18 protein-coding genes are annotated in these 21,353 nt (G+C 58.2%); 4 read left to right on the top strand and 14 right to left on the bottom strand.

Annotation, left to right across the window (positions count from 1 at the left end):
• Nucleotides 1-4: 4 nt before the first annotated feature.
• The 10 genes from BFL40_RS28515 to BFL40_RS28465 form a co-directional block, all read right to left on the bottom strand.
• A complete protein-coding gene (locus tag BFL40_RS28515; protein ID WP_015372409.1) occupies nucleotides 5-418 on the bottom strand; it encodes an NADH-quinone oxidoreductase subunit A in 414 nt (137 codons plus the stop codon).
• Between the two features lie 663 nt (nucleotides 419-1,081).
• Nucleotides 1,082-2,407, bottom strand: a complete 1,326-nt coding sequence (aceA, locus tag BFL40_RS28505; RefSeq protein ID WP_071487065.1) for an isocitrate lyase — start codon at nucleotides 2,405-2,407, stop codon at nucleotides 1,082-1,084.
• 493 nt (nucleotides 2,408-2,900) lie between these two features.
• On the bottom strand, nucleotides 2,901-3,638 hold the full coding sequence (locus BFL40_RS28500) for a secretin N-terminal domain-containing protein (RefSeq protein ID WP_071487064.1): 738 nt from the start codon (nucleotides 3,636-3,638) through the stop codon (nucleotides 2,901-2,903).
• A 133-nt stretch (nucleotides 3,639-3,771) separates the two neighbouring features.
• Nucleotides 3,772-4,194 carry a GNAT family N-acetyltransferase gene (locus BFL40_RS28495; protein ID WP_071487063.1) on the bottom strand — a complete coding sequence of 141 codons (423 nt, stop codon included), beginning with the start codon at nucleotides 4,192-4,194 and terminating at the stop codon, nucleotides 3,772-3,774.
• Entirely contained in the window at nucleotides 4,187-5,353 is a 1,167-nt protein-coding gene (locus BFL40_RS28490) for a ribosomal protein uL16 3-hydroxylase (RefSeq protein WP_071487062.1), read from the bottom strand. Before BFL40_RS28490 ends, BFL40_RS28495 begins: the two co-directional genes overlap by 8 nt.
• 84 nt (nucleotides 5,354-5,437) lie before the next feature.
• On the bottom strand, nucleotides 5,438-6,808 hold the full coding sequence (purB, locus tag BFL40_RS28485; protein ID WP_071487061.1) for an adenylosuccinate lyase: 1,371 nt from the start codon (nucleotides 6,806-6,808) through the stop codon (nucleotides 5,438-5,440).
• Nucleotides 6,809-6,932: 124 nt separating this feature from the next.
• A complete protein-coding gene (hflD, locus tag BFL40_RS28480) occupies nucleotides 6,933-7,556 on the bottom strand; it encodes a high frequency lysogenization protein HflD (RefSeq protein ID WP_017737157.1) in 624 nt (207 codons plus the stop codon).
• Complete coding sequence (gene mnmA, locus BFL40_RS28475) at nucleotides 7,553-8,677, bottom strand: tRNA 2-thiouridine(34) synthase MnmA (protein ID WP_071487060.1); 1,125 nt, start codon at nucleotides 8,675-8,677, stop codon at nucleotides 7,553-7,555. The genes hflD and mnmA overlap by 4 nt, the downstream gene beginning before the upstream one ends.
• Before the next feature lie 59 nt (nucleotides 8,678-8,736).
• Nucleotides 8,737-9,183 (bottom strand): NUDIX hydrolase, encoded by a 447-nt coding sequence (locus tag BFL40_RS28470; RefSeq protein ID WP_071487059.1) that lies wholly within the window; start codon nucleotides 9,181-9,183, stop codon nucleotides 8,737-8,739.
• 119 nt (nucleotides 9,184-9,302) lie between these two features.
• Nucleotides 9,303-11,528 carry an NADP-dependent isocitrate dehydrogenase gene (locus tag BFL40_RS28465; protein ID WP_071487058.1) on the bottom strand — a complete coding sequence of 742 codons (2,226 nt, stop codon included), beginning with the start codon at nucleotides 11,526-11,528 and terminating at the stop codon, nucleotides 9,303-9,305.
• Nucleotides 11,529-12,021: 493 nt separating this feature from the next.
• Here BFL40_RS28465 and icd point away from each other — a divergent pair, with 493 nt between their 5' ends.
• Complete coding sequence (gene icd, locus BFL40_RS28460; RefSeq protein WP_071487057.1) at nucleotides 12,022-13,278, top strand: NADP-dependent isocitrate dehydrogenase; 1,257 nt, start codon at nucleotides 12,022-12,024, stop codon at nucleotides 13,276-13,278.
• 77 nt (nucleotides 13,279-13,355) lie between these two features.
• Here the strand turns inward: icd and cspD are convergent, their stop codons facing one another.
• Nucleotides 13,356-13,622 (bottom strand): cold shock domain-containing protein CspD, encoded by a 267-nt coding sequence (gene cspD / locus BFL40_RS28455; RefSeq protein WP_071487056.1) that lies wholly within the window; start codon nucleotides 13,620-13,622, stop codon nucleotides 13,356-13,358.
• 218 nt (nucleotides 13,623-13,840) lie between these two features.
• Here cspD and clpS point away from each other — a divergent pair, with 218 nt between their 5' ends.
• Both clpS and clpA read left to right on the top strand, forming a co-directional pair.
• Nucleotides 13,841-14,209, top strand: a complete 369-nt coding sequence (gene clpS / locus BFL40_RS28450; RefSeq protein ID WP_017737163.1) for an ATP-dependent Clp protease adapter ClpS — start codon at nucleotides 13,841-13,843, stop codon at nucleotides 14,207-14,209.
• Between the two features lie 29 nt (nucleotides 14,210-14,238).
• Complete coding sequence (clpA, locus tag BFL40_RS28445) at nucleotides 14,239-16,509, top strand: ATP-dependent Clp protease ATP-binding subunit ClpA (protein WP_071487055.1); 2,271 nt, start codon at nucleotides 14,239-14,241, stop codon at nucleotides 16,507-16,509.
• A gap of 168 nt (nucleotides 16,510-16,677) precedes the next feature.
• On the opposite strand, the gene infA is transcribed toward clpA, so the two are convergent.
• The 3 genes from infA to aat all read right to left on the bottom strand — a co-directional run bounded on the left by infA (nucleotide 16,678) and on the right by aat (nucleotide 18,441).
• Nucleotides 16,678-16,896: a translation initiation factor IF-1 gene (gene infA / locus BFL40_RS28440; RefSeq protein ID WP_002553999.1), complete on the bottom strand. Its 219-nt coding sequence runs from the start codon at nucleotides 16,894-16,896 to the stop codon at nucleotides 16,678-16,680.
• A 100-nt stretch (nucleotides 16,897-16,996) separates the two neighbouring features.
• Nucleotides 16,997-17,704 (bottom strand): arginyltransferase, encoded by a 708-nt coding sequence (locus BFL40_RS28435; protein ID WP_071487054.1) that lies wholly within the window; start codon nucleotides 17,702-17,704, stop codon nucleotides 16,997-16,999.
• 56 nt (nucleotides 17,705-17,760) lie between these two features.
• The gene (aat, locus tag BFL40_RS28430; protein ID WP_071487053.1) at nucleotides 17,761-18,441 is read right to left on the bottom strand and encodes a leucyl/phenylalanyl-tRNA--protein transferase; all 681 of its coding nucleotides are present in this window, start codon (nucleotides 18,439-18,441) and stop codon (nucleotides 17,761-17,763) included.
• Nucleotides 18,442-18,938: 497 nt separating this feature from the next.
• Between aat and BFL40_RS28425 the strand changes: the two genes are divergently transcribed.
• The gene (locus BFL40_RS28425) at nucleotides 18,939-21,344 is read left to right on the top strand and encodes a DNA translocase FtsK (protein WP_071487052.1); all 2,406 of its coding nucleotides are present in this window, start codon (nucleotides 18,939-18,941) and stop codon (nucleotides 21,342-21,344) included.
• Nucleotides 21,345-21,353: the final 9 nt, after the last annotated feature.

Here is a 21,353-nt window from a genome sequence, read left to right as displayed (position 1 = left end):
AGCCTCATTGTTTCAGCTTCGCTTGCCGCTTGCGACGAGCTTCCGGAGCCCAATCAAGGGCGCCCACTCGAAATAGGTAGACAAGGCCTGCCAACAGAATTGCTATGAAAACGAGGGCTTCGACGAATCCGGTCCAGCCGCTTTCGCGGACGGACACAGACCAGGCAAAGAGAAAAAGGGCTTCGATATCGAAGATCACGAAGAGCATCGCGACCAGATAGAATTTGGCTGAGAGCCGTAAGCGGGCGCCACCTGTAGGCAGCATGCCGGACTCGAACGGTTCGTTTTTGCTGCGGCCCCAGGCTTTTGACCCGAGGAGGCTGGAGACACCGAGCATGAAGGCGCAAAGGCCGACAACACCGAGGAGGAAAATGGCAAAGCCCCAGTTGTGGGCTATGAGTCCTGTCGCTTCGGTCATGCTGGAAATCCTTAACAGAGAGCAAAGGTCTCTGAGCTCGAAAAAGTAACGATGCAGTGACGATATGTCGCACTGCAATCAATCGCGGTGATTTTATGGCTAAACACCGGGCAAGTAAAATTCCTATAGCGAAATTATTCGATGGAATAAGCACATAGTGCACCTTCTTGGGGCTGTAACCCTTGTGGGGCGGGCATTAGCGGGCGTTTTATCAATTGAGTTTTGTTTAATCGGTAACGAAGTTTTCATGCTCCAAATGATAATGAATGTTGTTTGCGTGGGATTTAAGCGAATGTTTCTCGTGTGGCGAGGGAAGTTGCCGTTACTTGCTTGATTTGCCGCTAGTTGCTGGCGTGGATCTTTTAACCGATTTGATCGATGTGAACACCGCTCTAGGTCAATGTTTTGCACAAAACCTCCAGGCTGAATGCATTCCCCTTGTGGGAGCGGGCTTGCTCGCGAATGCGGTAGGTCAGCTAGCACACCTTAAACTGACAAGCCGATTTCGCGAGCAAGCCCGCTCCCACATTTTTGATCTTCAGGGTGCCAGGGGGATTTTTTTTCGAGGCAAAAAAACGCCCCGAACAGGTCGGGGCGTGATCTTTGAGCGGCACGGCGGTTAGGTCTTCCGTGGGGCCGCCGTGGCCGTGTACTCAGTGCTGCTTAGTGGAACTGCTCTTCTTCGGTCGAGCCGGTCAGTGCAGTCACGGACGAGGAGCCACCCTGGATCACAGTAGTCATGTCGTCAAAGTAGCCAGTCCCCACTTCCTGCTGGTGAGCCACAAAGGTGTAGCCCTTGGCGGCGTCAGCGAACTCTTGTTCTTGCAGCTTCACGTAGGCAGTCATGTCGTTGCGGGCGTAGTCGTGCGCCAGGTTGAACATGCTGTGCCACATGTTGTGAATGCCGGCCAGGGTAATGAACTGGTGCTTGTAGCCCATGGCAGACAGCTCGCGCTGGAACTTGGCGATGGTCGCGTCGTCCAGGTTCTTCTTCCAGTTGAAAGAAGGCGAGCAGTTGTAGGACAGCAACTGGTCCGGGTATTCCTTCTTGATCGCTTCAGCAAAGCGACGAGCCTCGTCCAGGTCCGGCTTGGCGGTTTCGCACCAGATCAGGTCGGCGTATGGCGCGTAGGCCAGGCCGCGAGCGATGGCCTGGTCGAGACCGGCGCGCACTTTATAGAAACCTTCTTGGGTACGCTCGCCAGTAACGAATGGCTTGTCGTACGGGTCGCAATCCGACGTCAGCAAGTCAGCGGCGTTCGCGTCGGTACGCGCCAGGATGATGGTCGGCGTACCGGCAACGTCAGCGGCCAGGCGGGCAGCGGTCAGTTTCTGTACGGCTTCCTGGGTCGGCACCAGTACCTTACCGCCCATGTGGCCACATTTCTTCACCGAAGCAAGCTGGTCTTCGAAGTGCACGCCGGCAGCGCCTGCCTCGATCATGCTCTTCATCAGCTCGTAGGCGTTCAGCACGCCGCCGAAACCGGCTTCGGCGTCAGCCACGATCGGCGCGAAGTAGTCGATGTAACCTGCGTCGCCTGGGTTCTTGCCGGCTTTCCACTGGATCTGGTCGGCGCGACGGAACGAGTTGTTGATGCGCTTGACCACGGTTGGTACGGAGTCCACCGGGTACAGCGATTGGTCGGGGTACATGGATTCAGCGGAGTTGTTGTCCGCCGCCACTTGCCAGCCGGACAGGTAGATCGCCTGGATACCGGCTTTTACCTGTTGTACTGCCTGGCCGCCGGTCAGGGCGCCCATGCAGTTGACGAAATCTTTATCGGGGCGGAAGGAAGGCTTGGCACCTTGGGTGACCAGGTTCCACAGCTTCTCGGCGCCGAGTTTTGCAAAGGTGTGCTCAGGTTGAACCGAGCCACGCAGGCGGACGACGTCAGCAGCAGAATAAGCGCGGGTCACGCCTTTCCAGCGTGGGTTTTCAGCCCAGTCTTTTTCAAGGGCTGCAATTTGCTGTTCGCGTGTCAGTGCCATGGGGAAAACCTCGTCGCATAGGTCTAGGTGGAAAATTCCATTTGCCAGCCACGTATTCAGTGCGTGGTTATGGCTGCTCGCTGACCAGAAGCTTAGGCGGTCAAGTCAGGTTTGGCGGGGAAGGCGACGGGATGAACGAGTGACGAGAGGGAGAGTTGAGCAGGTAAGGGCGAACTGCGAACAGTCTTCGGGCGTCGTGGGCCTTGGTACGGTCAGTCAGTGTATTGCCGGGTTACCTGGTTAGCTTCCGTCCCTCGGGACAACTTCGTTCCAGTCGCAACCTCGTCAAACACACCTTGTGGGCGGTACAGACACGAATCGGCTCAGGTGGGTGGCTTAGAGCGGCGATCCGAAGGCCCTTGCCAGGGCCTCTGATTAGCGGGAGCGAGGCCATCATGCACAGGCTTTTTTGGATCGTCAAATGTTTTGTAGTGCTTTTTCTGTGGCACTACATCTTTAGTCTAATGCGACCCGCCAGTCAGTTTTTGGTGCTTCAGTTCAGGGTGTCGACCTTGACCCGTAAAGTCAGGTCATCGCGGCCCTGAGTAGAGTAGCTGCGGGTTGTAGAGGATTTGTCGGCCTGTGTCTCGCGATTGATGCCCGCCAGGGAAATCCATTCACCCAGACGGCCGCTGACGGTTGTGTCGGTACTTTGAATATTCACTACATCGGGACGTTCCTGGCTCATGCGGTCACGATTGGTGCTGATGGCTAGGTGAACGGTCTCGCCGGTGACGCTGGCGGTGACGTAGAAACCTTGGGTGACGTTGCGATACTGGGTCTGGTTCTGCGGGCGGCCGTAGGCGTCGGGTTGGGTGGTGGTCAACGGCACGCTCTGGCCGACTTGAATCAGTGCGGGCACGCCTTCGCTGGCCTGGATCTGCTGGATGCCGCCGTCACGGCTGGCGGTGCCGTAACTGATGATGCGGGTCTGGCTATCGCCGGTGTTCTGCTGATTGTTTTCGTTAGTGTCGACGGTGATCAGCAGGCGCTTGGCGGGTGTGTCCAGTTGCGAGAGTAGGGCGCGCAGGTCCTGGATCTTGCCGGGGTCGGCATTCACGATGAGTTGATTGCCGTAAGCGCTGACGGTGCCGTCCTTGCCGATAAAATTCTGTGCGACTGGCAGCAAGTCAGCGCTGGTGCGGTTGCTCAGGTTGACGACTTCGGTGTCGGCCATTGCTGAAGCGCTGGCAGCCAGGAGGAGGGCGGTGAGCAGGGTGCGTAGGGACATGTCCGTTATCTCTGCGAGTCAAAGTCTTGATAGTGCCAGTTTGTCGGCCTGGCAGGTCGCAAGTTTAGTAAGGATCAAGCCAGCAGCGTGAGGCGGCCTTGTTGTGGCGAGCGGGCCCACTCATCACAGGTTGTCAGCCTTCGCGCACCATATCCACGTGCGGAATCCCGACCTCAAGAAACTCATCACTGACGATCTTGAAGCCCAGTCGCTCATAGAACGGCGCCGCATACACCTGTGCGCTGAGAAACTGTTTGGTCTGGCCGCGCTTTTCGGCCATGCCAATCACGGCTTCCATCAGCTTGTCGCCGACCTTCAGTCCGCGCCAGTCTTTGAGCACTGATACGCGCCCAATTTCGCCACTGGGCAGCAGCCGAGCGGTGCCGATTGGAAAGTCGCCTTCGAACGCCAGGAAGTGCACGGCACCTGCGTCGTCAGCATCCCATTCCAGCTCGGGGGGAACCGATTGCTCAGCGATAAATACCGCTTCACGAATGCGCCGAATCTCAGCGATATCCTTTTGCCAGTCCGCGACACTTACGTGAATTTTATTCATCGGCAAATCCCAGGCTTCCTTGCTTGACCAGTTCGCACAGCAGATCGCGGCCATCTTCATCCGCGAGCCACGGGCCGAGGTTTTCGGCGTGCAGGGCGTCGGCGGCGCAAATCAGTTTCAGCAGTTCACGCAGCTTGCCCGGCAGATAACGGCTCTGGCCGCTGGCGAACAGCAGCACGTCATCGTCGACTTCCGACCAGGCCATGCGTGCGCTCGGGTTGCGGACCAGAATCGCGCCGTCTTGCAGGCTGTTGACGAAGTCTTTCTCGTCCAGTTCTTCGCCTGCCACCAGTTCCGGGTAGCGCGGCTCGGTCATGAACTGGCCGAACCAGGTCAGCAGCATGCGCTCGTCGCTCATGTGCTCGGCCAGCAGGCCTTTCAGACGGTCGAGCGCGTCACCTTGAATCTGGTGCGGGTCGCTGACCGGCTGGGCGTCGGCGTCGGTGTAACGCTCTTCGTCCGTCAGGTACTGGCTCAGGAAGTCGGTGAAGTGAGTCAATACTTCGGCGGCGCTTGGTGCGCGGAAGCCCACCGAGTAGGTCATGCAGTCATCTTCGGCAATGCCGAAATGCGCCAGGCGTGGCGGCAGGTAGAGCATATCGCCCGGTTCCAGCACCCATTCGGCGCTTTCTTCGAATTCGGCGAGGATGCGCAAGTCTGCGTGTTGCAGCAACGGGCTTTCGGAGTTGCACATCTGGCCGATTTTCCAGTTGCGCTTGCCCTGGGCTTGCAGCAGGAACACATCATAGTTGTCGAAGTGTGGGCCTACGCTACCGCCTGGTGCAGCAAAGCTGATCATCACGTCGTCGATGCGCCAGCTTGGCAGGAAGCGGAACTGCTCCAGCAACTCGGCAACTTCCGGTACGAACTGGTCGACGGCCTGCACCAACAGGGTCCACTCGCGCTCGGGCAGGGTGCTGAATGCGTCTTCGGCGAATGGGCCGCGGCGCAGTTCCCAAGGGCGCTCGCCGTGCTCGATCACCAAGCGCGATTCGACTTCTTCTTCCAGGGCTAAGCCTGCCAGTTCGTCGGCGTCGATCGGGCTTTCGAAATCAGGGATGGCCTGGCGGATCAGCAGCGGTTTTTTCTGCCAGTAGTCGCGCAGGAATTCCCGTGCCGTGATGCCGCCCAGAAGTTGAAGAGGGATGTCAGGATTCATGTGTAACCTATTGAAAGAAAGCACTTTTAAGACTGGAATAAAAACGCCCGGCGCGGCCGGGCGTCTCAAAGGGTCTTGCGATGATCAGATGCGCTTGGCTTGCTCTACAGCGTTGCCGATGTAGTTGGCCGGGGTGAGCAGTTTCAGCTCGGCCTTGGCCGCGGCTGGCATATCCAGGCCGTCGATGAAAGTCTGCAGTGCGTCAGAGGTGATGCCTTTGCCGCGCGTCAATTCTTTCAGCTTCTCGTAAGGGTTTTCGATGTTGTAGCGGCGCATCACGGTCTGGATCGGCTCGGCCAACACTTCCCAGCAAGCATCCAGGTCAGCGGCGATCTTCTGCTCGTTAAGCTCAAGCTTGCTGATGCCTTTGAGGCTGGCTTCGTACGCGATCACGCTGTGAGCGAAGCCCACGCCGAGGTTGCGCAGCACGGTGGAGTCGGTCAGGTCGCGCTGCCAGCGGGAGATCGGCAACTTGCTGGCCAGGTGCTGGAACAGGGCGTTGGCGATGCCGAGGTTGCCTTCGGAGTTTTCGAAGTCGATCGGGTTGACCTTGTGCGGCATGGTCGACGAACCGATTTCACCGGCAATGGTGCGCTGCTTGAAGTAGCCCAGGGAGATGTAGCCCCAGATATCGCGATCGAAGTCGATCAGGATGGTGTTGAAGCGCGCAATGGCGTCGAACAGCTCGGCGATGTAGTCGTGCGGTTCGATCTGCGTGGTGTATGGGTTGAAGCCCAGGCCCAGCTCGTCTTCGATGAAGGCGCGGGCGTTTTCTTCCCAGTCGATCTCAGGGTAGGCGGAGAGGTGGGCGTTGTAGTTGCCCACGGCGCCGTTGATCTTGCCCAGCAGCGGTACGGCGGCGACTTGAGCGATCTGGCGCTCCAGGCGGTACACCACGTTGGCCAGTTCTTTACCCAGGGTGGTCGGCGACGCCGGCTGGCCGTGGGTGCGCGACAGCATCGGCACGTCGGCGAAGCGGATGGCCAGTTCGCGGATGGCGTTGGCGGTCTGGCGCATCAGTGGCAGCATCACGTCATCACGGCCTTCGCGCAGCATCAGGGCGTGGGACAGGTTGTTGATGTCCTCGCTGGTGCAGGCAAAGTGGATGAACTCGCTGACCTGGGCCAGTTCCGGCAGCTTGGCGGCTTGCTCTTTGAGCAGGTATTCGATGGCTTTTACGTCGTGGTTGGTGGTGCGCTCGATCTCTTTGACACGCTCGGCGTGCTCCAGAGAGAAGTTTTCCGCCAGGGTGTTCAATACAGCGTTGGCTTGCGCGGAGAACGCCGGCACTTCGCTGATGGCGGGGTGAGCGGCCAGGCGCTGGAGCCAGCGCACTTCAACCAGAACACGAGCACGGATCAAGCCGTATTCGCTGAAAATAGGGCGCAGGGCCTGGGTTTTGCCGGCGTAGCGGCCGTCAACAGGGGAAACCGCAGTGAGCGAAGAGAGCTGCATGGGGTGTTCTCGGACAGTCGGGCAACGAAATGGGGCGCGTATCATACATGAAAAAATCCGCCGGTCCGTCGCCAACTGACCGGCGTATTACGCGTAACGCTTGAAAAATTGCGGTTGCTGCGACTTATTCGTTGCGCATCAACGGGTAAAGCTCTTTGAGCAATTTGCGTCGGCTGATCACCAGTTGCCAGCGATGACCGCCCAACTGTCGCCACAACCGCGCCGAACGAATACCGGCCAGGAGCAGGGCGCGGATTTTCGAGGCGTTGTTCGGTTGTTGCAGGTTGCGCATGTCGCCGTGGACCTGGATCCGCTGGCGCAAGGTGCTCAGGGTGTCCTGGTACAACGCACCACAGGCCGCGATCACGTTTTCGTGGGCGGGGCCGAAGTGTTCCACCTGGGACTGAATCTGTGGCAGGCGCTTGCCGATGACTTCCAGCATGTCTTCGCGCTTGGCCAGTTGGCGCTCCAGACCGAGCATCGACAGGGCGTAGCGCAACGGCTCGCGCTGCAAGGTACTGGGGTCGCGTTCCAGGGCGCCGATCAGCGCACGGTAGCCTTCACGCAGCGCGATATCGTCGCCGCCGTAGACTTCGAGGGTGTCCTTGGGGTCGCGGATCAGCAGGCTGCCAAGCATGCAGGTCAGGCCCGCCTCGGTGACCTGGCCGGTCTTGGCGATCTTGTCCACCAGGACGGCGGCGAGGAAAACCCCGCCGAGTGCGGTCAATTGCTCCTGGGTCGGGCTCATGCCGTGTGGCTCCAGGCCTGCGCGACTTCAATCACGCCGCCGCCCAGGCAGATTTCGCCGTCGTAGAACACCACGGACTGGCCGGGGGTGACTGCGCGTTGCGGGTCATCAAAGGTGGCGCGATAGCCGGTAGCGGTCTTTTCCAGCGTGCACGGCTGGTCGCTCTGGCGGTAGCGCACCTTGGCCGTCAAGCGGCGTGGGGTGCTCAGGTCGATCGGATTGACCCAATAGATTTCCGAAGCCAGCAAGGCGCCGGAGAACAGCAGCGGGTGCTCGTTGCCCTGGCCGACGATCAGCTCGTTGTTTTCCAGGTCCTTGACCAGCACGTACCACGGTTCTTCACCGGCGTCTTTCAAACCGCCAATGCCCAGGCCCTGGCGCTGGCCGATGGTGTGGTACATCAGGCCATGGTGGCGGCCGATGACTTCGCCTTCGGTGGTCTTGATCTCGCCCGGTTGTGCCGGCAGGTATTGCTTGAGGAAGTCGCTGAAACGGCGCTCGCCGATAAAGCAGATCCCGGTGGAATCCTTCTTCTTGGCCGTGGCCAGGCCGTGTTTCTCGGCGATCTTGCGCACTTCGGGTTTTTCCAGCTCGCCCACCGGGAACAGGGTTTTGGCGATCTGTTCACCGCCGACGGCGTGCAGGAAGTAGCTCTGGTCCTTGTTCGGATCCAGACCTTTGAGCAGTTCGGTGCGACCATCGATGTCGCGACGGCGCACGTAGTGGCCAGTGGCAATCAGGTCGGCGCCGAGGATCATGGCGTAGTCGAGGAACGCCTTGAACTTGATTTCGCGGTTACACAGGATGTCTGGGTTAGGCGTGCGACCGGCCTTGTATTCAGCCAGGAAGTGCTCGAACACGTTGTCCCAGTACTCGGCGGCGAAGTTGGCGGTGTGCAACTTGATGCCGATTTTGTCACACACGGCCTGGGCGTCCGCCAGGTCGTCCATGGCGGTGCAATATTCCGTTCCGTCGTCTTCTTCCCAGTTCTTCATGAACAGGCCTTCCACCTCATAACCCTGCTCCATGAGCAGAACGGCGGAAACGGAAGAATCCACGCCGCCGGACATGCCGACGATGACGCGCTTCTTTTGTGTGTCAGAAGGGGCTGGATCACGCATAGGGTTTCAACGGGTGTCTTGAAAAAGGACGCGATTCTATCAGGCTCAAGCCTTCAAGGCTAAAGAGAAGGGCGGATCAATTCGAGACTGTGGCGAATGCCGGCCAGATAATCATCGATACAGCGGATGATCAGCTCGCTGCGCCAATCGTTGCGAAGGCTCATTAGCTCGTCGCGAGTCAGCCAGCGGGCGCGCACGATGCCTTCATCGAGTTGATAGTCCGGGTGGTGTTTCAGTGCCTTGGCGATAAAGCAGACCCGTTGGTAGGTCACGCCATTGCTGGGTGCGGTGTACAGGTAGATGCCGACGATGCCGGTGGCTTCGACGTCCCAGCCGGTTTCTTCGAGGGTTTCGCGTACAGCGGCTTCGGTCAGGGTTTCGTTCGGATCCAGATGGCCGGCGGGCTGGTTCAGAACGGCACGGCCGCCTTTGAGTTCTTCGACCATCAGGAAGCGGCCGTTGTCTTCGATGATGGTGGCGACGGTGATATGGGGTTGCCAGGTCATTCAATACCTCGGATCGACACGGTCATTGTAGGAGCCGGCAAGCCAGCTTCTACAGGTGATGGGGTGGTACAAACAGAAACCCCGGCACGGGGCCGGGGCTTCTTTGCATCCTTACAACCTTACACCAGCGCAGCAATCGCCGCGTTGAGGGTGTTGCTTGGGCGCATGGCCTTGCTGGTCAGCTCAGGGTTCGGCGAGTAGTAACCGCCGATGTCCACTGGCTTGCCTTGTACTGCGTTGAGCTCGGCAACGATGGTTGCTTCGTTCGCGGTCAAGGTCTCGGCCAGTTTGCTGAAGCTCGCCTGCAGGGCAGTGTCTTCAGTCTGGGCGGCCAGGGCTTGAGCCCAGTACAGCGCCAGGTAGAAGTGGCTGCCGCGGTTGTCGATGTTGCCGACTTTGCGCGATGGCGACTTGTTGTTGTCGAGGAACTGGCCGGTGGCTTGGTCCAGGGTCTTGGACAGTACCAAGGCTTTCGGGTTGTTGTAGTTCACACCCAAATGCTCAAGGGACGCGGCCAGGGCCAGGAACTCGCCCAGGGAATCCCAGCGCAGGAAGTTCTCTTCCACCAGTTGCTGCACGTGCTTCGGAGCCGAACCGCCGGCGCCGGTTTCGAACAGGCCGCCACCGTTCATCAGCGGCACGATCGACAGCATCTTGGCGCTGGTGCCCAGTTCCATGATCGGGAACAGGTCGGTCAGGTAGTCACGCAGCACGTTACCGGTCACCGAGATGGTGTCCAGGCCCTTGCGGGTGCGCTCCAGGGTGAACTTCATCGCGTCGACAGGCGACATGATGCGAATGTCCAGGCCTTCGGTGTTGTGGTCTTTCAGGTAAGCCTGAACTTTCTCGACCACGACGCCGTCGTGCGCACGCTTAGGGTCCAGCCAGAAAATGGCCGGGGTGTTGCTGGCGCGGGCACGGTTGACGGCCAGTTTGACCCAGTCCTGGATCGGCGCGTCTTTGGTCTGGCACATGCGGAAGATGTCGCCGGCTTCAACAGCCTGTTCCATCAGCACGGTGCCCTTGCTGTCGGTGACGCGAACTACGCCGTCAGCCTTGATCTGGAAGGTCTTGTCGTGGGAGCCGTACTCTTCGGCTTTCTTCGCCATCAGGCCAACGTTTGGCACGCTGCCCATGGTGGTTGGGTCGAAAGCGCCATTGGCCTTGCAGTCTTCGATGACCGCTTGGTAGATGGTGGCGTAGCAGCGATCCGGGATCACGGCCTTGGTGTCGTGCAGTTGGCCGTCGGTGCCCCACATTTTGCCGGAGTCACGAATCATGGCCGGCATCGAGGCGTCGACGATCACGTCGCTCGGCACGTGCAGGTTGGTGATGCCTTTGTCGGAGTTGACCATCGCAAGCGATGGGCGAGCGGCGTAGACCGCTTTAATGTCAGCTTCGATCTGCGCTTGTTGCTCGGCAGGCAAAGCCTTGATGCGAGCGTACAGGTCGCCGATGCCGTTGTTCAGGTTGAAGCCGATCTGTGCCAGCACGTCGGCGTGCTTGGTCAGGGCGTCTTTATAGAACTCGGCGACGATCTGGCCGAACATGATCGGGTCGGAGACCTTCATCATGGTGGCTTTCAGGTGAACCGACAGCAGCACGCCTTGTTTCTTGGCGTCTTCGATTTCAGCGGCGATGAACGCGCGCAGGGCTTTCTTGCTCAGCACGGCGGTATCGATGATTTCGCCAGCTTGTACCGAGGTCTTTTCTTTCAGGACGGTCGCGGTGCCGTCTTGAGCGATCAGTTCGATCTTCACAGCGTCGGCTGCTTCGATCTGTACGGCTTTTTCGCTGCCGTAGAAGTCGCCGTTGCTCATGTGAGCGATGTGCGACTTGGAGTCAGCAGCCCAGGCGCCCATTTTGTGCGGGTGCTTGCGTGCGTAGTTCTTGACCGACAGCGGTGCGCGGCGGTCGGAGTTGCCTTCGCGCAGTACCGGGTTCACGGCGCTGCCCTTGACCTTGTCGTAACGTGCACGGGTTTCTTTTTCCGCGTCGGTGGTTACGGTTTCCGGGTAGTCCGGCAGGGCGTAGCCCAGGGCCTGCAGTTCCTTGATCGCAGCTTGCAGCTGAGGTGTCGAGGCGCTGATGTTAGGCAGCTTGATGATGTTGGCTTCAGGCGTAACGGCCAGGGCGCCCAGTTCGGCGAGGTGGTCCGGTACGGCTTTGGCGCCCAATTGCTCGGGGAAGCTTGAGAGGATGCGCCCGGCAAGGGAGATGTCGCGGGTTTCCACAGCAATATCAGCTGAAGCGGTGAAGGCCTCTACGATAGGCAGCAGTGAATAGGTGGCGAGGGCTGGGGCTTCGTCAGTGAAGGTGTAGATGATCTTCGAGCGGGTGGGCATATTCGGATTAACTCTCTTCTTTGCTGAAAGCGTGCGCAGAAACTCGAGATGCGCCGGGTGGAGCGCGTTCGTTCAAAGTCATCCATGAGCGAAATGTCGAGGTTTCTTCGCGGTGATGTTGGGTTGCATCAGTCGAGCGTCAAGCGGGTGGACTATTGTAATAGTCCTGCTTTCTGGCGGAGGGCTTTGTTCTAGAGCGGTCCGCCGTCGTGACTCTTGGGTCAGCGGCGGCATTATACATAGGTCACTATGCTTACGCCGAGCCTTCATACAAAAGGTGTGTCGTCCATTGGTCTAAAGGTCGCAGGTGCCGGGTTGCGCCCAAAGGCGCACGATGTGCTCAAGATTGGCGAATTTGCCTTTGCTTTCAGGCTTGTAGGCGACTAAATATGCTGTTTTCGATGCAAATGAGCATGGCGTGAGGTTTCAGTCGCCATTTATCTGGAGTAGGCTCGAACGCAGCCAGATGTTCAATCCATAGATGGAGTTCAGCATGGGATACAAGAAGATTCAGGTTCCGGCAGTCGGCGACAAAATCACCGTCAATGCAGACCATTCTCTCAATGTTCCTGACAAACCGATCATCCCTTATATAGAAGGCGACGGTATTGGTGTCGACATCAGCCCGGTGATGATCAAGGTGGTCGATGCAGCTGTTGAAAAGGCCTACGGCGGCAAGCGCAAAATCTCGTGGATGGAGGTTTATGCCGGCGAGAAGGCTACTCAAGTCTACGACCAGGACACCTGGCTGCCCCAGGAAACCCTGGATGCGGTCAAGGATTACGTGGTGTCCATCAAGGGCCCGCTGACCACGCCTGTCGGTGGCGGTATCCGATCGTTGAACGTGGCGCTGCGTCAACAGCTCGACCTTTATGTATGCCTGCGTCCGGTGCGCTGGTTTGAAGGCGTGCCCAGCCCGGTCAAGAAGCCTGGCGATGTGGACATGACCATCTTCCGTGAGAACTCTGAAGATATTTACGCCGGGATCGAGTGGAAAGCCGGTTCGCCGGAAGCGATCAAGGTGATCAAATTCCTGAAAGAAGAGATGGGTGTTACCAAGATCCGCTTCGATCAGAACTGCGGGATTGGCGTGAAGCCGGTTTCCAAAGAGGGCACCGAGCGTCTGGTGCGTAAAGCCCTGCAATATGTAGTGGATAACGACCGCGATTCGCTGACTATCGTGCACAAAGGCAACATCATGAAGTTTACCGAGGGCGCCTTTAAAGAGTGGGCCTACGGTATTGCCGAGAAAGAGTTTGGTGCGACGCTGCTCGACGGTGGCCCGTGGATGCAGTTCAAGAACCCGAAGACTGGCAAGAATGTGGTGGTCAAGGACGCCATTGCTGACGCCATGCTCCAGCAAATTCTCCTGCGTCCGGCTGAATATGATGTGATCGCGACCCTTAACCTGAACGGTGACTATCTTTCCGATGCCCTGGCGGCGGAAGTCGGTGGTATCGGTATTGCGCCTGGGGCCAATTTGTCTGACACCGTGGCTATGTTCGAAGCTACCCATGGTACTGCACCGAAGTACGCGGGCAAGGACCAGGTAAACCCAGGGTCACTGATTCTTTCGGCAGAAATGATGCTGCGGCATATGGGGTGGACTGAGGCGGCCGATCTGATCATCAAAGGCACCAATGGCGCCATTTCGGCCAAGACCGTGACCTATGACTTCGAGCGTTTGATGGAGGGCGCGAAGTTGGTGTCGTCTTCGGGCTTTGGTGATGCACTGATTTCGCATATGTAAAAGATGGGCAAGAAAAAACCGGCCGTCTCGAGTTGATTGAGGCGGCCGGTTTTTTTGTGCGCTTGCTCAGTGGCTGATTAGGCCAGTTGCTCTTTTGATTTTTGAGCGAGGCCTTCTTTAGTTGTATCGATGGTGACTGGCGCACTGATATTCACCGCGTGCATGCCCTTGGGTCCTTGAACAATCTCAAAGGAGACCGGCTGGCCAGCTTTTAGTGTTTTGTAGCCTTCCATTTTGATCGCTGTGTAATGCGCAAAAAGGTCTTCTTCCTTGTCGTCTTCGTTGATGAAGCCGTAACCCTTGGCATTGTTGAACCATTTGACCTTACCGCTAGCCATGCCCATATCCCTCTGCACCAGACTCCATCACTGGAGTATCATCCAGTTTATCCGTCCTAACCCGAATAAATAAGGTTGACTGCGCGGACCTTTTTTACCCACTGTGGGCTCTATTGGTTGTAACACCGATTCGCCGATAGTCAAGGCGACCGATCGGTCAGAGTTGAAATTCTGACAGGTCGCCCCCACCACTGTATTTGAACCACTGACGAACCTTTCTTTCCATGCATGCAAACAGCCAGATTCGACTAACATTCAATCAGGATCGTCCGGATCAGGAACACGATGACGACGGTTCTGCAGGCGTTGCTGTTCAGGAGGCCAAGCCTGCCCTACAGGCGCCGCCGATGTACAAGGTGGTTTTGTTTAATGATGACTACACACCGATGGATTTCGTCGTCGAAGTGCTCGAGGTGTTTTTTAACCTGAACCGCGAGTTGGCGACCAAGGTAATGCTGGCCGTTCACACAGAAGGACGGGCAGTATGTGGAGTGTTTACCCGCGACATCGCCGAGACAAAGGCCATGCAGGTCAACCAGTACGCCAGGGAAAGCCAGCATCCGCTACTCTGTGAAATCGAGAAGGACGGTTAACGCCGACCACTTGGGTATGAGGTGAAGCTATGTTAAACCGCGAGCTCGAAGTCACCCTCAATCTTGCCTTCAAGGAGGCCCGTTCGAAACGTCATGAATTCATGACCGTCGAACACCTGCTGCTGGCACTTTTGGATAACGAAGCTGCCGCCACCGTTCTGCGTGCGTGCGGCGCCAACCTCGACAAGCTCAAGCATGATCTGCAGGAGTTTATCGACTCCACCACGCCACTGATCCCCGTGCATGACGAGGACCGTGAAACCCAGCCAACCCTGGGCTTTCAACGGGTATTGCAGCGTGCTGTTTTCCATGTACAGAGCTCCGGTAAGCGTGAAGTCACGGGCGCCAACGTGCTTGTGGCGATCTTCAGCGAACAGGAAAGCCAGGCGGTGTTCCTGCTGAAACAGCAGAGCGTTGCCCGTATTGATGTCGTCAACTACATCGCCCACGGTATCTCCAAAGTGCCTGGGCACGGCGATCATTCCGAAGGTGAGCAGGATATGCAGGACGACGAGGGCGGTGAGTCTTCTTCTTCAAGCAACCCGCTGGATGCGTATGCCAGCAACCTCAATGAGTTGGCGCGCCAGGGGCGGATCGATCCGCTGGTTGGGCGCGAGCTTGAGGTCGAGCGCGTAGCGCAGATTCTGGCGCGTCGTCGCAAGAACAACCCGTTGCTGGTGGGTGAGGCGGGCGTGGGTAAAACCGCGATTGCTGAAGGCCTGGCCAAGCGCATTGTTGATAACCAGGTGCCTGACCTGCTGGCCAACAGCGTCGTCTACTCCCTTGATCTGGGCGCGCTGCTCGCCGGGACCAAGTACCGTGGCGATTTCGAGAAACGCTTCAAGGCGCTGCTCGGTGAGCTGAAAAAACGCCCGCAGGCGATTCTGTTTATTGACGAGATCCACACCATCATTGGTGCTGGCGCGGCATCCGGTGGGGTGATGGACGCCTCCAACTTGCTCAAGCCGCTGCTGTCGTCGGGTGATATCCGATGCATCGGTTCGACCACGTTCCAGGAATTCCGCGGCATCTTCGAGAAAGACCGCGCCTTGGCGCGTCGTTTCCAGAAAGTCGACGTGTCGGAGCCTTCGGTTGAAGACACCATTGGCATTCTGCGTGGCCTCAAGGGGCGTTTCGAAGCGCACCATGGCATCGAATACACCGATGAGGCGCTACGTGCAGCTGCTGAGTTGGCGTCGCGCTATATCAATGACCGGCACATGCCGGACAAGGCTATTGACGTGATCGACGAGGCGGGTGCTTACCAGCGCCTGCAGCCGGTTGAGAAGCGCGTGAAGCGCATCGACGTGCCTCAGGTCGAGGATATCGTGGCGAAGATCGCGCGAATTCCACCTAAGCACGTCAACAGTTCCGATAAGGAGCTGCTGCGTAATCTGGAGCGCGACCTGAAACTGACCGTGTTTGGTCAGGATGCGGCCATCGATGCGCTGTCCACCGCAATCAAGCTGTCGCGTGCGGGCCTTAAGTCGCCGGACAAGCCCGTCGGTTCGTTCCTGTTCGCAGGCCCGACCGGTGTCGGCAAGACCGAAGCGGCACGCCAGTTGGCCAAGGCCATGGGCATTGAGCTGGTGCGTTTCGACATGTCCGAGTACATGGAGCGTCACACTGTGTCGCGCCTGATCGGTGCGCCTCCGGGCTATGTCGGTTTCGACCAGGGCGGCCTGTTGACCGAAGCGATCACCAAGCAGCCGCACTGTGTATTGCTGCTCGATGAAATCGAGAAGGCTCACCCGGAAGTCTTCAACCTGCTGCTGCAGGTCATGGATCACGGGACCCTGACCGACAACAACGGGCGCAAGGCGGACTTCCGCAACGTGATTGTAATCATGACCACTAACGCGGGTGCTGAAACAGCTGCGCGGGCTTCGATCGGCTTTACTCATCAGGATCACTCTTCCGATGCGATGGAAGTGATCAAGAAGAGCTTTACGCCGGAGTTCCGCAACCGTCTGGACACCATTATCCAGTTTGGTCGCCTCAGCCATGAGGTTATCAAAAGCGTGGTGGACAAGTTCCTTACCGAGCTTCAGGCGCAGCTGGAAGACAAGCGCGTGCAGTTGGAAGTGACAGATGCGGCGCGCAGTTGGCTGGCGGAAGGTGGCTACGACACGGCAATGGGCGCTCGCCCAATGGCGCGTCTGATCCAGGACAAGATCAAGCGGCCGCTGGCTGAGGAGATCCTGTTTGGCGAACTTTCCGATCATGGTGGCGTGGTGCATATCGATCTGAAGGATGGCGAGCTGACCTTCGAGTTCGAAACCACGGCTGAAATGGCCTGATAGCTGACCGCAACAATGCAAAAGGCGCCCAAAGGCGCCTTTTTGCTGTCTCTGGACTTTGGAATGCTGTTCTCGGAACAATAGAGATCCCACAGGAATCCAGGTGGGGTTATAAGCTGCGCGCACACAAAAACGCCCGGCATAACCGGGCGTTTTGTATTGACTTGATTAACGAGCGCGGTAAGTGATGCGCCCTTTGCTCAAGTCATAGGGCGTCAGCTCGACGCGCACTTTGTCACCGGTAAGAATACGAATGTAGTTCTTGCGCATCTTGCCGGAGATATGCGCGGTTACGACGTGCCCATTTTCCAACTCCACACGAAACATGGTGTTGGGCAGGGTGTCGACGACAGTGCCTTCCATTTCGAAGCTGTCTTCTTTCGACATGCAGTAAAGCCCTCGGTATCCAGTGAATGGCCCGGTGCAACTGCGCCAGGCAAAAGCGGCGTGCATTGTGCCCGAAAAAGGGTGTTTAAGCCAAGGGGTTCTAGTTAAGCGTGACCCATCTTTGATTAATCAGCAGTTCAATGGGCCGATATTGGGTCTTGTAGCTCATCTTTTTGCAGTTCTTGATCCAGTAGCCAAGGTACACCGCTTCCAGTTCCAGGCGCAGGGCTTCGCCAATTTGCCAGAGGATTGCAAAGCGACCGAGGCTGCGGCGTTCTTCGGCCGGCTCATAGAAGGTGTAGACCGCCGACAGGCCGTTGGGCAGGAGGTCGGTTACGGCGACGGCCAGCAGGCGTCCATCGAGGCGAAACTCATAGAAGCGCGAGAAGGGCAGGTCGCGCACCAGGAATGTCGAAAACTGGTCGCGGCTGGGTGGGAACATATCGCCGTCGGCATGACGTTGTTCTATGTAGCGTTGGTAAAGATCGAAATATTCTTCGCTGAAGTGCGGCTTGGTCGCGGTGATCGTCAGGTCGGCATTGCGCTTGAGGATGCGCTTTTGGTTGCGGTCCGGCAAAAATTGCGCGACCGGGATGCGCGCCGGGACGCAAGCATTGCAGTTCTGGCAATGGGGGCGATAAAGGTGATCGCCGCTGCGCCGAAAACCCATCTCCGAAAGATCGGCATACACATGCACGTCCATTGGCTGGCTGGGGTCGAGGAACAGCGTCGTGGCCTGCTCGTCGGGCAGATAGCTGCAAGAGTGGGCTTGAGTGGCATAAAACTTCAAGCGCGCCAGCTCGGTCATGATCAACCCTCGGGATAAGCTTTGAAATAAGTGTAAGCCAGGTGCGAGAAAGTCGCTTAGGAAACCCACGGTCCAGAGCTGGGTTGGTCCAAATGATTGCGCAGAAAATCAGCAAAGTCGCTGCGTGGTATGGCGCGGGCGCCAAGGCTATGTAAATGATCATTGGGCATCTGGCAGTCGATCAGTACAAAACCCCAGGCCTGCAGCTGCCTGGTCAGTGTGGCAAAGCCGAATTTCGAGGCGTTATCGGCACGGCTGAACATGGACTCGCCAAAGAACAGTTGGCCCATCGCCAGGCCGTACAGGCCTCCCACCAGCTCTCCTTTGTCCCATACCTCCACGGAGTGCGCGTAGCCGCGTTGGTGCAGCTCCAGGTAGGCGCTTTGTATGCCTTCGGTGATCCAGGTGCCGTCGGCGTAGCTGCGTGGTGCCGCGCAGGCTTGGATGACTGCCGCGAAATCCTGGTCAAAGGTCACGGTATAGCGCTGCTGGCGCAACAGTTTGCCCAGGCTGCGGGAGACGTGCAGTTCGTCGGGGAATATCACTGTGCGCGGGTCCGGTGACCACCAGAGGATTGGCTGGCCTTCTGAAAACCACGGGAAGCAGCCGTGGCGGTAGGCCTGGATCAATCGCTCAGCCGACAAGTCGCCACCGGCGGCAAGCAGGCCATTGGGTTCACGCATGGCTTTGGCCAGTGGCGGAAAAGTCAGGGAATCGCGTTGTAACCAGGTCAGCATGGCATCCAGGCTTACGGAAAGGGAGGGACGTGGCAGGTATGACGCCTGCCGCAAGAGTGGTGATTATTGTCGACACAGCGCTGTGGGGCCAGCCCGAATAGGGTGTCGGCCAGGATTAGCGTTAACGGGTGTTTCTGCAACTCTGTGCCGGAGTCGCGGTCGTAATCGGGTCTGGGTCGTGCAGGCCATTTGCCAAGCTTGCCTGGATTAGTAAAAACAGCTCATAAGCCTTTGTCAGCAAAGACAATGCATGCTCAAATTGAACATGTCATGACACATAAATTGTCTATGCTGCTGGGTGAAGGGCAAGTGCGTGGCATCGTGCGCGCAAACCCGTACAATGCGGCCATTGTGGCGTTATCGCCATTTCACCTATCCATCACCGGGTGTTAAAAGTAGATTCAGCAACATTCGTTCATTTTTCAGCTGCTCGGATTGGGCAGTTATTGCAGTCATTCAACAGATGGACGCGCTAAAGGCGCAGGAATAGACCCGTTTTGAAGAAATCCGCCGCAACACCTAAAGCAGCAGTCGTTCCGGCCTGGCGCCAGCACCTGCACTACCGACTCAAGGAAGGTGCGCTGATCGCTATCGGCGCCCTGTGCCTGTTCCTGATGATGGCCTTGCTCACCTATGGCAAGGACGACCCGGGCTGGAGCCACAACAGCAAGATCGAAGATGTGCAGAACTTCGGCGGGCCTGCCGGTTCCTACAGCGCCGATATCCTGTTTATGGTGCTGGGTTACTTCGCTTACATCTTCCCGTTGCTGCTGGCGATCAAGACCTGGCAGATCTTCCGCCAGCGTCACGAGCCGTGGCAGTGGAGTGGCTGGCTGTTCTCCTGGCGCCTGATTGGCCTGGTGTTCCTGGTGTTGTCCGGCGCGGCCCTGGCCCATATCCATTTCCACGCACCTACCGGCCTACCTGCGGGCGCAGGTGGGGCGTTGGGCGAAAGCCTCGGCGACCTGGCGCGCAGGACTCTGAATATCCAGGGCAGCACGCTGATGTTTATCGCGTTGTTCCTGTTCGGCCTCACGGTGTTCACCGACCTGTCGTGGTTCAAAGTGATGGACGTGACCGGCAAGATCACCCTCGACCTGCTTGAGTTGTTCCAAGGCGCCGCCAATCGCTGGTGGTCGGCCCGGGTTGATCGCAAGCGTATGGTTGCGCAGTTGCGCGAGGTGGACACCCGCGTCAATGAGGTGGTGGCCCCAAGCACGCCGGATCGACGTGAGCAGGCCAAGGTCAAGGAACGTCTGATCGAACGCGAGCAGGCCTTGAGCAAACACATGTCGGACCGCGAGAAGCAGGTGCCGCCGGTGATTGCCCCGGCGCCGACCAAGGCGCCCGAGCCGAGTGCCCGTGTGCAAAAAGAGAAACAGGCGCCTTTGTTTGTCGACAGCGCCGTCGAAGGCACCTTGCCGCCGATCTCGATTCTCGACCCGGCCGAAAAGAAACAACTCAACTATTCCCCGGAGTCACTGGCGGCCATCGGCCACTTGCTGGAAATCAAACTCAAGGAATTCGGCGTTGAAGTCACGGTGGATTCGATCCACCCCGGCCCGGTTATTACCCGATACGAAATTCAACCGGCCGCCGGCGTCAAGGTCAGCCGCATTTCCAACCTGGCCAAAGATTTGGCTCGCTCCCTGGCCGTGACCAGCGTGCGCGTGGTGGAAGTGATCCCGGGCAAGACCACCGTGGGTATCGAGATCCCCAACGAAGACCGCCAGATTGTGCGTTTCTCCGAGGTGCTGTCGACGCCGGAATATGACAACTTCAAATCGCCGGTCACCTTGGCCCTCGGCCATGACATCGGCGGCAAGCCGGTGATCACAGACCTTGCGAAAATGCCTCACCTGCTGGTTGCCGGTACCACCGGTTCCGGTAAGTCGGTGGGTGTGAACGCGATGATCCTGTCGATCCTGTTCAAGTCTGGCCCGGATGACGCCAAGCTGATCATGATTGACCCGAAGATGCTCGAGCTGTCGATCTACGAAGGTATTCCGCACCTGCTGTGCCCGGTCGTGACCGACATGAAAGACGCCGCCAACGCGCTGCGCTGGAGCGTTGCGGAGATGGAGCGCCGCTACAAGCTGATGGCGAAGATGGGGGTACGAAACCTCTCGGGCTTCAACGCCAAGGTCAAGGAAGCCCAGGACGCCGGCACACCGCTGGCCGACCCGCTGTACAAGCGCGAAAGTATTCACGACGAAGCACCGCTGCTGACCAAGTTGCCAACCATCGTGGTGGTGGTCGACGAATTTGCCGACATGATGATGATCGTCGGCAAGAAGGTTGAAGAACTGATCGCGCGTATCGCCCAGAAGGCCCGTGCTGCGGGTATTCACTTGATCCTCGCGACCCAGCGTCCGTCGGTGGACGTAATCACCGGTCTGATCAAGGCCAACATCCCGACGCGTATGGCGTTCCAGGTATCCAGCAAAATCGACTCGCGGACCATCATCGACCAGGGCGGCGCCGAACAACTGCTGGGCCACGGTGACATGCTCTACATGCCGCCAGGCACCAGCCTGCCGATTCGGGTGCATGGTGCGTTCGTTTCTGATGATGAAGTACACCGTGTGGTCGAGGCCTGGAAACTGCGCGGCGCACCGGAATACAACGACGACATCCTCGCCGGTGTTGAGGAGGCCGGCAGCGGCTTCGACGGCGGCAGCGGTGGCGACGATGATGCCGAAACCGACGCGCTGTACGACGAAGCCGTGGCATTCGTGCTTGAAAGCCGCCGCGCCTCGATTTCTGCGGTGCAACGCAAGCTGAAAATTGGCTACAACCGTGCCGCCCGCATGATCGAATCCATGGAAAACGCTGGCGTCGTGACTGCAATGAACACCAACGGCTCGCGTGAAGTCATTGCCCCTGGGCAAATGCGCGACTGATCACGTGCC

Source organism: Pseudomonas costantinii (assembly GCF_001870435.1).
GTDB lineage: Bacteria > Pseudomonadota > Gammaproteobacteria > Pseudomonadales > Pseudomonadaceae > Aquipseudomonas > Aquipseudomonas costantinii.
This window is presented reverse-complemented; position numbering and strand designations above follow the sequence as displayed.